The organism is Brevibacillus fluminis (assembly GCF_052072235.1).
In the GTDB taxonomy this organism is placed as follows: Bacteria; Bacillota; Bacilli; order Brevibacillales; family Brevibacillaceae; genus Brevibacillus_D; species Brevibacillus_D fluminis_A.
The window spans coordinates 2,072,747-2,086,453 of sequence record NZ_CM125436.1; the positions used below are offsets into that span (position 1 = coordinate 2,072,747).

General features: G+C 44.0%; 14 protein-coding genes. 13 read left to right on the top strand and 1 reads right to left on the bottom strand.

Annotation, left to right across the window (positions count from 1 at the left end):
- The first annotated feature begins 153 nt into the window (after positions 1–153).
- A complete protein-coding gene (modA, locus tag ACTID9_RS10235) occupies positions 154–951 on the top strand; it encodes a molybdate ABC transporter substrate-binding protein (protein ID WP_441071151.1) in 798 nt (265 codons plus the stop codon).
- Positions 952–1,076: 125 nt separating this feature from the next.
- Positions 1,077–1,787 (top strand): RNA polymerase sporulation sigma factor SigK, encoded by a 711-nt coding sequence (sigK, locus tag ACTID9_RS10240; protein ID WP_122917630.1) that lies wholly within the window; start codon positions 1,077–1,079, stop codon positions 1,785–1,787.
- A gap of 161 nt (positions 1,788–1,948) precedes the next feature.
- Here the strand turns inward: sigK and ACTID9_RS10245 are convergent, their stop codons facing one another.
- Positions 1,949–2,071, bottom strand: a complete 123-nt coding sequence (locus ACTID9_RS10245) for a hypothetical protein (protein ID WP_441071152.1) — start codon at positions 2,069–2,071, stop codon at positions 1,949–1,951.
- Between the two features lie 616 nt (positions 2,072–2,687).
- On the opposite strand from ACTID9_RS10245, the gene ACTID9_RS10250 reads away from it, so the two are divergent.
- From ACTID9_RS10250 to cas1c, 11 genes are all read left to right on the top strand, one after another.
- The gene (locus ACTID9_RS10250) at positions 2,688–3,185 is read left to right on the top strand and encodes a hypothetical protein (RefSeq protein WP_441071153.1); all 498 of its coding nucleotides are present in this window, start codon (positions 2,688–2,690) and stop codon (positions 3,183–3,185) included.
- Entirely contained in the window at positions 3,185–4,345 is a 1,161-nt protein-coding gene (locus ACTID9_RS10255; RefSeq protein ID WP_441072539.1) for an MFS transporter, read from the top strand. Before ACTID9_RS10250 ends, ACTID9_RS10255 begins: the two co-directional genes overlap by 1 nt.
- 11 nt (positions 4,346–4,356) lie before the next feature.
- Positions 4,357–5,193 carry an alpha/beta fold hydrolase gene (locus tag ACTID9_RS10260; protein WP_441071154.1) on the top strand — a complete coding sequence of 279 codons (837 nt, stop codon included), beginning with the start codon at positions 4,357–4,359 and terminating at the stop codon, positions 5,191–5,193.
- 547 nt (positions 5,194–5,740) lie between these two features.
- Positions 5,741–5,875, top strand: coding sequence for a hypothetical protein (locus ACTID9_RS10265; RefSeq protein ID WP_441071155.1), 135 nt, complete (start codon positions 5,741–5,743; stop codon positions 5,873–5,875).
- Positions 5,876–5,895: 20 nt separating this feature from the next.
- A complete protein-coding gene (locus tag ACTID9_RS10270; RefSeq protein WP_441072541.1) occupies positions 5,896–5,964 on the top strand; it encodes a hypothetical protein in 69 nt (22 codons plus the stop codon).
- Positions 5,965–6,376: 412 nt separating this feature from the next.
- Positions 6,377–8,584, top strand: coding sequence for a CRISPR-associated helicase Cas3' (gene cas3, locus ACTID9_RS10275; protein WP_441071156.1), 2,208 nt, complete (start codon positions 6,377–6,379; stop codon positions 8,582–8,584).
- Positions 8,585–8,599: 15 nt separating this feature from the next.
- The gene (cas5c, locus tag ACTID9_RS10280; RefSeq protein WP_441071157.1) at positions 8,600–9,259 is read left to right on the top strand and encodes a type I-C CRISPR-associated protein Cas5c; all 660 of its coding nucleotides are present in this window, start codon (positions 8,600–8,602) and stop codon (positions 9,257–9,259) included.
- On the top strand, positions 9,256–11,052 hold the full coding sequence (cas8c, locus tag ACTID9_RS10285) for a type I-C CRISPR-associated protein Cas8c/Csd1 (protein ID WP_441071158.1): 1,797 nt from the start codon (positions 9,256–9,258) through the stop codon (positions 11,050–11,052). The genes cas5c and cas8c overlap by 4 nt, the downstream gene beginning before the upstream one ends.
- A 30-nt stretch (positions 11,053–11,082) precedes the next feature.
- On the top strand, positions 11,083–11,967 hold the full coding sequence (gene cas7c, locus ACTID9_RS10290; protein ID WP_441071159.1) for a type I-C CRISPR-associated protein Cas7/Csd2: 885 nt from the start codon (positions 11,083–11,085) through the stop codon (positions 11,965–11,967).
- 17 nt (positions 11,968–11,984) lie between these two features.
- The gene (gene cas4 / locus ACTID9_RS10295) at positions 11,985–12,668 is read left to right on the top strand and encodes a CRISPR-associated protein Cas4 (RefSeq protein ID WP_441071160.1); all 684 of its coding nucleotides are present in this window, start codon (positions 11,985–11,987) and stop codon (positions 12,666–12,668) included.
- Positions 12,665–13,696 carry a type I-C CRISPR-associated endonuclease Cas1c gene (gene cas1c, locus ACTID9_RS10300; RefSeq protein ID WP_441072543.1) on the top strand — a complete coding sequence of 344 codons (1,032 nt, stop codon included), beginning with the start codon at positions 12,665–12,667 and terminating at the stop codon, positions 13,694–13,696. The genes cas4 and cas1c overlap by 4 nt, the downstream gene beginning before the upstream one ends.
- The last annotated feature ends 11 nt before the right edge of the window (positions 13,697–13,707 follow it).

Here is a 13,707-nt window from a genome sequence, read left to right on the forward strand (position 1 = left end):
AGGAAAGAGCCCAATCGTTGAAAATAGCCGGTTTTCACCACGAGAAAAGGGGTGGAACCGGCTTTTCCTATCTGGTTCATGAAACAACATTTGCTTCTTGAAACCAACAGAATATAATCGGGTTATATCAAGTTATTGCGGAGGATTTACATCATGAAAAAGCAATTACTCGCAGTATGCACGTTCCTGGGGTTGCTGCTCACCGCGTGCTCCGGCGCTCCGGATACTCCACAAGCGAACCAGCCAGAGCCTGTTTCAACAGAAAAAACAGAAATCATGGTTTCCGCAGCTGCCAGCTTGACCGATGCTCTCACAGAGCTGAAAACGACGTTTGAAGCGCAGCACCCGGGAATCACGATTACCTACAACTTTGGAAGCTCTGGAAAATTGGCACAACAAATTGAACAAGGCGCCCCATCTGATGTCTTTTTGTCTGCAAGCGCCAAGGATATGAACGGCCTGGAGGAAAAACAGTTGATCAGCAAAGAAACACGGCAAGATTTCGCCAAAAACGAGCTTGTTCTCATTACAGGTACATCCGGCGCCGTTGCCATCGATTCTTTTGAAAAGCTGACGGACCCCTCCGTCAAGCATATCGCCGTCGGTGAACCGAATACTGTTCCTGCGGGTCGCTATGCGAAAGAAGTGCTGGATACGCTGAAAATCGGCGACAAAGTGAAGGATCGGCTCGTTTTTGGCAACGATGTTCGCCAGGTGTTGACCTATGTTGCGTCCGGAAACGCTGAAGCAGGAATCGTCTACGCAAGTGATGCACGCGTCTCGAAACAGGTAAAAGTGCTCGCGGCTGCCAAAGCGGATTGGCATAAGCCGATTGTGTACCCCGGGGCTGTCGTTGCCGGTTCTGCACACGCTGATGCAGCCAAAACATACCTTGCCTATTTGACATCGGACAAAGGGAAGGAAATCTTGCAAAAGTACGGATTCAACTAATTTTTTCACCAGCTAACCTTGCGATCGGTCTCGCACTCGTCCCATTTCCCTGGTACATGCACACATAGGCTCGCGCCCACATAAGAATAAAAGTAAGCGAAATCCGAATGTGGGAGGTGGCAGCCGTGTCCAGCATTTTGATGGCCTTATCGATGATGGTCAAAGAGCTGGTTGTGCTCGTCGGATACGTCAAAAATAACGCGTTTCCACAACCGTTGTCTGAAGTGGACGAGGAGAAATTCCTGCGCCTGATGGCAACCGGTGACCCGTTCGCCCGCAACAAACTGATTGAGCATAACCTGCGGTTGGTGGCTCATATTGTGAAAAAGTTCGAAAACACAGGCGAGGATAGCGAAGATTTGATCTCGATTGGTACGATCGGGTTAATTAAAGCGATCGAGAGCTATCAGGTTGACAAAGGTACAAAGCTGGCTACCTATGCTGCACGATGCATTGAAAATGAGATCCTCATGCATCTTCGCAGCCTGAAAAAGACAAAAAAAGATGTTTCCTTGCACGACCCAATCGGAATGGATAAAGAAGGAAACGAGATCACGCTCATCGATGTACTCGGTACAGAAACGGACGAAGTGGTTGATGCGGTACAATTAAAGCTTGAGTCCAGTAAAATTTATCAGCATATTCATATCCTCGATGACAGGGAAAAAGAAGTCATCATCGGCCGGTTTGGTCTGGATCAGGATAAAGAGAAGACGCAGCGGGAGATTGCGCGCGAGCTGGGGATTTCACGGTCGTATGTGTCGCGCATTGAAAAACGGGCGTTGATGAAGCTGTTTAATGAGTTTTATCGGGTGAAGCAGACGCAAGGGAGATAAGGGTGCAGCAACAAACGACAGTGAAAAGGAAACCAGCCGTTGGCACAATGAAGCCTACGGCTGGTTTCTTTTGCAAACAAAAAGATCCCCTGCTCATTCCATGTTGGACATGACCAGGGGATCATCTTTTGCAATTTTCATGCAGCAAATCACCTCTCTATTTATTTGGCAGTGATTTTCTTGAACATTTCTGCATAAGCCAGTTCGCGCTTTCTTTCGCCAGCTTGATAAGCCTTATCCAAAACTTCTAACGACTCGATAACCGATTTCAATAATCGAAACATATGGAAATTCCTCCTGAAAAATGATGTTTATCCTTTAATCATTAATTGATGACGTTTGTTTTGCAATACTTCATAGCCTTTGTTAAGCGTTTTGAACCACTCGATTGTAGATTTCCATCTTTTTACCATTTTGAATGACCTCCGTGTTTTTGTTACCTCTTTATTATCTCCACTTTGTTATCTAATCACAAAGCCGCTATTCGCTCATGAAAGCGACAATCATTGGTACTGGAAACGAATGAAAACGGCGCCAAGAGGACCAATCTCATGATTTCGTGGTTTTGCTCTCGATTGCTCATGTTTTCATAAATCAATGAACGCTTTGTCACAAGTGGGCGTGTGCAAATAACGGATGACAGGCAAGGAGAAGAAGTTCGTGTTTCTGGAGCTACGCTTGTATGCCAATGCGATTTTTCTGCTCTGAAGAACCATCGCAGCCAACCTGGAGCAGGTTGGCTGCGACGGGTTTTTCATTTGCGCGCAAAGCGCAAAAATTTGCGTGAGACGGCTCAACTCTTGCGCGTCAGTGACTTCAGGGCGGACGTATAATGGCGCTAATCGGACGATAACCGCCATGCAATAGCGTCAACCATCCCGATCGCGAGGAGAGATAAGCATGAACATACTATTATTACAATGGGGATTGGTGTCCTTCTCCATTGGCCTGATCCTGTCCCTGCCGCTTGCCGCCGTTCACTATAAACGTTCGCCGATTTGGACGAAAATCTTCACCAATGCACGCAAGCTCAAAGGCGCACATGTGGACTTCTTTATGCAAACCCTTAGTTGCGGGATGGCCTATGTGCTGGAGCTTGGCTTCCATACTGCATTCCCCGGTTGGATCGTGATACTTCTCTTGTATGGAACAATCGGCAATCCCGCCATCCTGCTGTTCGAAGCAACACAATTGCCTCGGCTCAGAGCTTCGCGCTTGTTGTATCGAATTCTTAAATCTACAAGCCCGGTTTCGTTGCTTGTTGCCTGGTTTGCTATCGTCTTCAGTGTCGTTTCACTTTCTTTACTGCTGGTACTCGCAGGTCTGGTGTTGGTGTTGGGGCTTTTGCTTGGGTATTGCGTTTTACACGCAAAAGATCACGGGAGAGGAAGAATGTGATGCCAATCAACGTACTGCGTACCTGTAACTTTTTCTATTTTTCATTATTTTCCATATTCCTGTCCTTTCTTCCCGTCTATCTCACTTCTCAGGGAGTATCGGAAACGCAAACCGGCTTCATGATTGGCATGGGGGCTTTTGTCGGTATCCTGTCTCAACCGCTATGGGGTGTAATCAGTGATAGGAAGCGCACCATCAAAAAAGTGTTGCAGCTGGCTCTCGGTTTTTCCGTTTTGATCGGCACCCTTTTGTTTCAAATGTCGCATCTGGTACTCTTACTGCTGTTGGTGTCGCTTCTATACTTTTTCTTCCTGCCAACCGACCCTTTGGTAGAGAGTCTCAATTTCCAACTAGCGCAAAAGAACCAGATCGGTTATGGCTCCGTGCGCATGTTTGGGGCACTAGGCTTTGCAATCTCTTCCTTGTTGATCGGTTATGTCACGAACAGATTCAGCATAGATACATTGGCCTACTTATTTTTAGGTTATGGAATCTTTACCTTCCTTCTCTGTTTTGCGCTTACAGATGCTCCTGCCTCCAAGAAACCATTACATTTTCGGGAGCTAAAAGCCTTTTTATCCACCAAGCGATCGATCGGCTTCTTTCTCCTCATCTTCCTGACAGCCTTGCCCAGCCGCATGAATGACTACTTTATCGGAATCTATATCGGCCAATTGGGTGGAACGATGGAGCTTGTAGGCCAAGCATGGTTCGTCATGACAATGATTGAAGTGGTGTTTTTTTCGATCGTCCATCGCTTTATGAAACCGGGAAGCGAACTGAAGGTAATCACTTTTGCCGCCTTTTTTTACACGCTCCGCTTTTTGCTGTGTGGGTTGACGCTCAAACCGGTTTTCATTGTTTGGTACCAGTTGTTTCAAGGTGTTACGTTTGTTCTGTTTTATACGGCGGCAATCCAATACTTATATACCATTGTACCTGATGAGTGGAAGTCAACCGGTCAGACCGTCCTTGCCGTTTTGTTTTTTGGCGTATCAGGTGTTGTCGGCTCGGTTTTGGGCGGGTGGTTCATGGAGCGTTTCGGTGGATCTGGTATGTATCTGTTCATGGCCTGCCTGTCTGCGATTGCCATCGGATGCAGTTTGGTGATCCGGGCAAAAGAAGCGCGGTCTGCTGCAATAGGAAAGGCGAGTAAATAGGGTGAGCCGGAATGTCGTTACAGAGCGAAAAGATTTTTGAGGGAGCGGATGAAAGGATGAAAAGGCATTTTTACCAAGCGGATGGTGTGGAGTTATCCTACGTGGATTTCGGTGGACCATCGGAACGGACGTTAGTGGCCTTACATGGCCATTTTGGGACGGCAACAATGTTTGCCCAGCTTGCTCGGGCAATACAAGGGTGGAGACTCGTTGCACTCGATCAGCGTGGACATGGATGGAGCGCACATGTAGATGAAAGGGCGTATTCCCGCGAAACGTACCGAAACGACCTGCACGTTCTCATTGAAAAAGAACTTGGGGGTATGCCGGTAGTCCTCCTTGGACATTCTCTTGGCGGTGTGAACGCTTATCAGTTTGCAGCACATTACCCGAATCTCGTCAAAGCATTGATCATCGAGGATATCGGTGCCGAAGTTGCTGATGATCAGAATTGGGTAAAGAGATTACTTGCAAGAGTTCCTTCCATTCGGGAGCTTCGTCAGTCGCTGGAATGCATTCTGGGGGCAGGAGCTTTCTCTTACTTTGAAGAAAGCGTTGTAGAATACCCGGATGGATGGACCGTTCGATTTGATGCAGAGGGCATTATTCATTCACAAGAGTATCTAAACGGCTCCTGGTGGGAGGATTGGCTAGCCTCGTCTTGTCCAGCTCTGCTTATGCAAGGAGAAAGAAGCCCAATCCTCAGTTGGGAACTCGCCCAAAGGATGGCGAAAAAGAGACCGAATACATCACTTCTGCAGTTCCCTGAATGTGGTCATACGATTCGTAACGGTGACCCGGATGGATATTTTGATGCAGTGAACAGATTTCTGCATGCGTTTACATAAAAAAGAACCCCATTCTAAATTTTTGTGTGAATAAGTTTTCCGGTAGTGATTGTTCCACGAGCTTTCATTCCGGGAATCGCGAGCGTTTTTCGCCCTCTCAAAAATATAGTGCATAATACAACCTTTGCATCACTTGATCGTTTTACGCACTTTCTTTTATTAAATTCGAGAAACCAAGTACATCAATAAATGCGATAATGCGGTCCGTAAATTTCACTTCCAAGAGCATTGCCTCACTGGTTTTATCCCAAGAATACGAGTGGTTGCAGATATGCGATAGTAGTTGCACGTTCTCGTCTTGTATGTGGGGCCATGCCTGCGCGCAAAGGTGAAATTTCGCAATTGGACCCGATCCAGTATGCTGCGTTCACCGGTATTCGTTGATTTTGTTTTGTGATTATTGGTTCCCTTGGGGGTCATGGCGTCGCAGGGAGTTAACAATTGACAAAAACCTGGTATCGATTAATATTGTTGTTAACAGAACCCATCGCGCCTATTAACAATGCGTACCAGATGGGGCTTTTTTTATTTCTGGGGGTTTTTTGTTTTGGAGGAGAAAAAGGTAAAACACGCACTAACTTTTGAGCAACAATTCAGCCTATTACGGGATATCCGTGGTTTAATAATTGCTGATGAGGCAAAAGCAATCGAGAAGTTACAAGTAGTAATTATTACAGGTTAAGCGCCTACATGAAGCCCTACATGACGAGTGGGAAATTTCGTGAAGGTACGACAAGCGATCAAGTAATTGATCTGTATGAATTTGACTGATAATTAGTGCAATTCAGCAGAAGCCGTGGCTTAAATATCGAAAATCGTTATCGTGGATACAATGTTGGCGTGTAAGAATTCGCGAATCTTGAAATGGTGGTTGCTAAAAATGGAAATTTAATAAATCGCGTCTCAGAAAATAGAGGAAGAAGGTCCGTGAAGTTACACCTTCTGTAATTAACCTAAATAATTGGATGTTTTGTATAAGGAACCATTAATGGTGTAAAATAGGGGTATTAGGGTTTTTGTGTAAAGAAAAAATGCTTTACCCATGCTGGTATTTACATACCGAATAAACTTTTTATTTTTAAAATTTCCATCGATGTATTTTAGGTGAGGTACACCTATTTACAGTAAGGGAGTGGTTTGAATAAACTACTACGCACACTCTAGGGAGGACAATCAGTTTCAATTGTTGGTACATCATCTTGAAGGTGTAGCCAAACAAAGCATGTTGTATGCGGAGGCTTTTGGTGCAGGGTATCTGGGATATTTGGCCGGGATACTGCATGATGTTGGCAAATATTCAGACGAGTTCCAACAACGTATACGGGGCTGCAACATACGTGTTGACCATTCAACCGCAGGAGCTCAATGGATTAGTAATGATAAAGTGTACCGTGAGTATTTGGGGAATTATGGGATAGACCGTTATTTTGCTATTTTAATCGCCTATACCATATCCGGACATCACGGTGGGCTTATGAACTATGGAGCTGTCGATGAAGAGGGAACATTGAAGAATCGTCTGGCAAAAAAAGATATTAAGGAATGGGCTTCAGCCTGGAAGGAAATCGAAATTATCCAGCAAGAGTGGGATTCAAAAAAATTTGTTCTTGATTCCGGCTGGAATCAAGAACAGATAGCTTGGAAATACAGCTTTCTTGGCAGGATGCTCTATTCGTGTTTGGTTGATGCCGATTCAATCGATACCAGAGATTATTGTAACGATAGCGATAGTAGAATAGTGGAGGAGAAGCGTCCCTCCATGTCCGAATTGCAAGACAGATTTAATGCATATATGTCAAAAAAGCTGAACGCTAGCAGGGATACACCGATTAATCAAAAACGGAGGCAAATTCTTACGGCCTGTCAGCGTCAAGCGGAAATGACTCCTAGAATGTTTACTTTAACCGTCCCAACCGGCGGTGGTAAAACTTTGTCATCATTAGCTTTTGCTTTAAATCACGCGACTAAGTATGAAAAGCGTAGAATTATCTATGTGATTCCCTTTACGAGTATTATCGAGCAAACTGCGGAGCAATTTCGTTATGTACTTGGACAAGATGCCATTTTGGAGCATCACAGCAATTTTGATTATGAGAAATATGAGGAAAACTATGGAGGCGACAAAGAGCGTCTGCTAAAATTCAGTTCTGAAAATTGGGATGCATCTGTTGTTGTGACTACTTCGGTACAATTTTTTGAATCACTTTTCTCCAATCAACGCAGCAAATGTCGAAAGCTTCACAATATAGCTAATTCGGTGATTGTCATTGATGAGGCGCAAAGCATCCCAAGAGGGTATCTAAAGCCTTGTTTAATGGCACTTGATGAGTTGATCCAATCGTATGGATGTACCGTTGTACTATGTACGGCGACTCAGCCATCGTGGGAAGGGCTGGGGGTCAAGATTACGGAGATTATGGACACACCAACACCAACTGAGTTGATGGATGCTTTCAAGCGAGTTGACGTTATCATACACGGGAGCAATACGGAGGTTATTTCCGACAGCCAAGTTGTGGAATGGATGGAGGAGTCTGAACAAGTTCTTTGTATTGTGAACACACGAAAGCATGCAAAAAAGTTATATGACGAACTTAAAGAACGTAATGTGGAGGGGCTTTACCATCTGAGCGGGCGACTTTGTGCAAAGCATCGTTCGGAAATTCTGATGAAAATTCGTGAGTGCTTACAGAATCAGTCTCCGTGCAGGTTAATATCAACTCAACTAATCGAAGCAGGCGTAGATGTGGACTTTCCTTTCGTGATTCGCTCATACGCAGGATTGGATTCAATTGCCCAGGCAGCTGGACGTTGTAATCGGGAAGGTCAAAGAGAGTCTGGAAAAATGGTAGTATTTTACCCTGAAAAGCACGGAATACCATCAAAAGGTTGGTTGAAGGAAACGGCAACAGAAGCACAGAACACCATCATGTTCAATAATCAGTCCCCGCTTTCTTTAGCTAATATTCAAAACTATTTTGAGCGGATTCATGGCATTTGTGATGGTAGGGTAGAGAAAGTAACGGATGCGGAAGGGATTATTAAGTTGCTGAAAAGTAAAAATTCAAATTTGGAAATTCCATATCAGGAGATCGCCGACAAATTCCAATTCATAGATGGAAACATGCAGACGATAGTGGTTCGGTATGATTCACGAGCTGAAGAACTGATCAAGAATCTATCAGCCACTATGTATCCGTTACGGGAGATGCGTAAGCTACAGTCATATACAGTCCAGGTTTATCAACACGAATTTATGGAATTCCAGCGTAATCGTTTGCTGGACAATGTCGGAGGGGCCTGGGTGCTGATGGAAAACTCGTACTATGACTATCAAGCAGGGTTATTATCAGCGACCGATACTCCAGAGGCTGAGATACTTTTATTTTAATTGGGAGATGAGAAGATGGGATATGGTATTAAACTGCTAGTATGGGGGGAGTATGCATGCTTTACTCGTCCTGAGATGAAAGTGGAACGGGTTAGCTATGATGTAATCACTCCCTCGTCAGCCCGTGGTATTCTAGAGGCCATTCACTGGAAACCGGCGATTCGTTGGGTGATTGATCGTATTCATGTGGTCAGTCCAATCCGATTTGAGAATATTCGCAGGAATGAAGTAGAGTCGAAAGCTTCCCCAAGGAAGAAAGCGATCTATATTACTGAGGAGCGTCAGCAACGCGCTTCGCTTGTTCTTAAGAATGTTGAATATATCATTGAGGCCCACTTCGAGATGACCGGCAAAGGGGGAGCAGAGGAAACCCCAGAAAAGCATTATAACATCTTTTTACGCAGGGCAAGACAAGGCCAATGCTTCCATCGTCCGTACTTTGGTTGCCGGGAATTTCAGGTGAATTTTGAGTTGATCGAAGAGAACGAAAGATTATATACATATGAAAATGTTCATCCGGGTGAAAGGGATTTAGGCTTTATGCTACTTGATCAAACTTTTCATGTGAATGCGAAAGGGGAGACGAAGGAAGTCATTCCTCATTTCTTTCGCGCTAAAATGGTGGATGGCGTAATTGAAATCCCTTGCCTAAATGATCGGGAGGTGAATCGATGATCCTACAGGCACTACATCGATATTATCAGTTGCTCCTGGAGAAAGAGGGGAATAACTTACCCCGTGAGGAGTTCTCTTCAGCGGATGTGTCATTTGAGATTCATCTTGACGATAAGGGGCATGTTGCAGCGATTATTCAGTACGTGAATGAAAAGGGAAAGGTAGAGAAACAAACCTATAACGTTCCCAAACAAACTTTAAGGCCTGGCAAAGGAATCAAGCCGTACTTTTTATGTGATAAAACTGAATATTTGTTCGGCGCTGCCCTGTCTATGCGAGAAGAGTGCCGAGAAGGAATGAAAAGCTTATGGTGTGATGTATTAAAGCTGACGACCAGTGATGCACCTAAGGTTAAAGCGTTGTACGGATTTATCAACCTAAGCGAAGAACAATTATCAGAACAGCTTGACCTTCTCATGGATGAAAATTTGAAAAAGGCATTATTAAGTGGAGGTTTTTGTGTCTTAAAGTATGCACCCACAGGTGAGTTTTTCCACGATGATAAATATATTCAAAAAGCTTGGGAGGACTATTATAAACAATCCTCTGAAGAAATATCGGGCGACAAAGTTCAGACATGCTTAATTACGGGCGAACAAACCCCAATAAATCAAATTGCTCGACTTCATCCGAGCATTAAAAATGTTGTTGGAGCACAATCCTCTGGCGCAGCCATTGTTTCATTTAATATCCCTTCATTTTGTTCCTATGAACGCGATCAATCGTATAATGCGCCAACCTCTAAAAAGGCAGCAGATGCCTATGGATATGTGTTAAATCGTTTTTTGGCGGACCCAAAACATAGGGTACGGTTGAATGACATGACGGTCGTTTTCTGGGCGGAATCTGCAACGTTGAGTGGCCAGGACTTATTTTCAAGTTTATTTGAAGAAGTGAAAAAGGAAGATCATACGCCAATTTCGGAAGAAAGTGTCAGGGAACGGGTGAGGAGTGCAGTTTTACGGATTCGCCAAGGGCAAAATTTTAGGGACACCTTTCATGATCTAGATGCAGATGCCACCTTTTATGTGTTGGGGCTCTCACCCAATGCGGCCCGATTATCGGTTCGGTTTTGGTATACCGGAACATTAGGGGAAATTGGCGAACGGGTTTGGGAGCACTATAAGGATCTTGCAATCACAGGGTTGGAGCGAAGTCCGACAATCAGAGAATTGTTACGTGAAATTGCGGTTGGTCACGATTGGAGTAATATACCCCCGAATATGGAGGGGCAAATGCTCCGTTCTATTCTGATTGGATCACCTTTTTCACGAGCAATATTTGCACAGTTGATGAACCGGATTCGATCGGAATCCGATGATCCAAAAAAAGGGTTTTACAAGATCGGGGCAGTTCGTGCAGCCATGATCAAAGCATATTTGCTACGAATGGCACGGGCAAGCCGCAACAAAAATTTAGAAGGAGAGATAACCATGGCGTTAAACGAACAATCTGCCAGTGTCCCATATCATTTGGGGAGACTGTTTGCAGTATTGGAGAAAACACAGGTGAGTGCTTTAGGTCAAGGGATTAACACCACGATTCGCGATCGTTTTTGGGGAGCAGCATCAGCAACCCCTGCCAATGTATTCCCGCGTTTGTTAAGTTTGTCCCAGCATCATGTCGCAAAAGATGAGGAGTGGGGGAGAAAAAACGATCAAAACATCCAAGATGTAATGAGTGCATTACCTGAGAAGTTTCCAAAGAGACTTACATTGGAAGAACAGGGGATGTTTGCACTTGGATACTATCATCAAAGACAAGCTATATATACAAAAAAATCGGACAAATAATCCAAAAGCTACGAAAAGAGGGACATTAAAATGATGAATAGCAAAACAGCGTTAACGAAACGATATGAATTTGTTCTGTTGTTTGATGTTGAAAACGGAAACCCAAATGGCGACCCAGACGCTGGAAATCTTCCACGATTGGATGCAGAGACGGGATGTGGTTTGGTCACAGATGTATGTATGAAACGAAAGGTCCGGAATTATATTGAAATTGCAAAAGGAGGGGAGCCTTCATTTGATATTTATGTAAAAGAAGCGGCGATATTAAACAACTTAAACAAAGAGGCATTTCTTAACAACCCGGATATCGAGTTGAAGGAAAACAAAGCTGACAAAATGGAAGCAAAGAAAAAAGAGGATCAGCAAACACTTACCCGTTGGATGTGTGACAAGTACTTTGATATTCGAACATTTGGGGCCGTCATGACAACTGGTGTAAATTGTGGTCAAGTACGTGGGCCAGTTCAATTTAGTTTTTCCAAAAGTATTGATCCAATTTCTCCTCAAGAAATAACGATAACCAGGATGGCGGTTACGAATGAAAGGGATGCGGAGAAAGAACGTACCATGGGACGAAAAAGTATCGTTCCGTATGGATTGTATCGGATGGAAGGATTTATTTCAGCCCCATTGGCGAATCAAACCAACTTTGGTGAGGAAGATCTGGAGGTGCTATGGTCGGCTTTAGTTAACATGTTTGACCACGATCGTTCCGCTTCACGCGGAAAGATGGCTGCGCAGAAGTTGATCGTCTTTGAACATGCATCCCCATTGGGAAATGCCCCTGCACATAAGCTGTTTAATTTGGTAAAGGTAGAACGAAAACCTCACATTGATATTGCCCGTTCTTTTGATGATTACGATGTATGGATCGGTGAAGCTCCTCAAGGAGTAACGATTGAAGAAAAAGTGTAGGTAGTAGAAGAGGGTATATGTTCAAAGAGGAAGACGATTTTTTAATGATATCAGGATTACAGCATTTTGCCTTTTGCCAACGTCAGTGGGCCCTGATCCATGTTGAACAGCAGTGGCAGGACAACGTGTTGACAACACAGGGACAACAGATTCATCGCCGTGTAGATGATGACGGGTTTGACGAAACAAGGGGTGATTTGCGCATTGTCCGTTCCATGCCTGTTGTATCTGAAAAATTGCGGATTCGTGGAATAGCTGACATGGTAGAGTTCAGGCGTGTAAATGAAAAAACAGATGAATCGGTTGAATTGGACGGGAGAGAAGGATTCTGGACAGTGGTTCCGATTGAATATAAACGCGGTAAACCGAAGTCCGACGATCGGGACATTGTCCAAATATGTGCCCAAGCAATATGCCTGGAAGAGATGTTGAAAGTAACGATTCATACAGGGATCATTTACTACGCAGAAACACGTAGAAGAGAGCGGATTGAATTTAGCAATGAACTTCGTAGGCGTGTTGAATCTCTTGTCACATCGATGCGACACTATTATAGCGAAGCGATAACGCCACGCGCAGTTTATAATAAACACTGTCAGCAATGTTCTCTTTTTGAAATTTGCCAACCGAAATTGAGTTCTGTCGGAGCAAAGTCGGCTGCTGACTATCTTAAGCAACATATAGGAGATGATGGAGAATAAGACGTCTATTAAACACGCTTTATGTGACATTACCGGATGCTTTTATAGGTTCTAAAGGCGAAACACTAGTCGTACGTTCGAATGGGACAAAGGAACTGCAGGTGCCAATCCTAAATCTTGAATCGGTTATCGTATTTGGATATAAAAGTGTGAGCCCAGATGCTATGCAACTCTGTATCGAAAACAACGTTTCCCTTGTCTTCCTAACACCCTACGGTCAGTTTAAAGCAAGGGTTACTGGGGAAACAAAGGGAAATGTACACTTGAGGCGTACACAGTATCGTTGGAGTGATCATGATGAAAAGGCACTGTTGCTCGCTCAACGCTTTTTGTACGCAAAGATAGCCAATGCGAAGGCATCGATTCAACGTACATTACGTGATTATCCAGATCGAGTGGACAAGGATCAATTTAAATCTGTTATCTCCACTCTTGATCGACAGATAAAAGAAGTAAAGAAAAGTAAATCTCTTGATCAATTACGAGGTGTTGAAGGATTAGCGGCTCGGCATTATTTCTCCATCATTTCAGAACAAGTGCTTGTCAATAAAGAATTCTTCCCTTTTCCAGGAAGGGTTAAAAGACCTCCAACCGATCGGATTAACGCATTGTTATCATTCTTATATACGCTGCTAGCTAATGATGTAACTCATGCGGTTGAATCAGTTGGATTAGACCCTCAGGTAGGATTTTTACATCGAGATCGTTCGGGAAGGAATAGTTTGGCTTTAGACCTTATGGAGGAATTTCGAGTGTATTTAGCGGATCGGATGGCTTTAACCTTAATTAACCGTCAACAAGTTTCTCCAAATGACTTTATTGAAAAGGAGTCGGGGGCGTTTCTTTTAACAGATGATGCACGTAAAACGGTACTAACTGAGTGGCAACAACGAAAAAGAGATGAGATTCGACATCCGTTTATGGATGAGAAGATTTCTATTGGTTTATTACCCTATGCACAAGCAATGCTGCTAGCAAGATACATGCGAGGTGATTTGGATGACTATCCGCCATTCTTTTGGAAATAGGAGGTGATGGG

What these genes read in the sequence shown, in the direction of transcription:
- modA (WP_441071151.1), top strand. Translation starts at nt 154, where the DNA reads ATGAAAAAGCAATTACTCGCAGTATGCACGTTCCTGGGGTTGCTGCTC.
- ACTID9_RS10255 (WP_441072539.1), top strand. Translation starts at nt 3,185, where the DNA reads ATGCCAATCAACGTACTGCGTACCTGTAACTTTTTCTATTTTTCATTA.
- cas7c (WP_441071159.1), top strand. Translation starts at nt 11,083, where the DNA reads ATGATGAATAGCAAAACAGCGTTAACGAAACGATATGAATTTGTTCTG.
- cas8c (WP_441071158.1), top strand. Translation starts at nt 9,256, where the DNA reads ATGATCCTACAGGCACTACATCGATATTATCAGTTGCTCCTGGAGAAA.
- ACTID9_RS10250 (WP_441071153.1), top strand. Translation starts at nt 2,688, where the DNA reads ATGAACATACTATTATTACAATGGGGATTGGTGTCCTTCTCCATTGGC.
- cas4 (WP_441071160.1), top strand. Translation starts at nt 11,985, where the DNA reads ATGTTCAAAGAGGAAGACGATTTTTTAATGATATCAGGATTACAGCAT.
- ACTID9_RS10245 (WP_441071152.1), bottom strand. Translation starts at nt 2,071, where the DNA reads ATGTTTCGATTATTGAAATCGGTTATCGAGTCGTTAGAAGTTTTGGAT.
- cas5c (WP_441071157.1), top strand. Translation starts at nt 8,600, where the DNA reads ATGGGATATGGTATTAAACTGCTAGTATGGGGGGAGTATGCATGCTTT.
- ACTID9_RS10260 (WP_441071154.1), top strand. Translation starts at nt 4,357, where the DNA reads ATGTCGTTACAGAGCGAAAAGATTTTTGAGGGAGCGGATGAAAGGATG.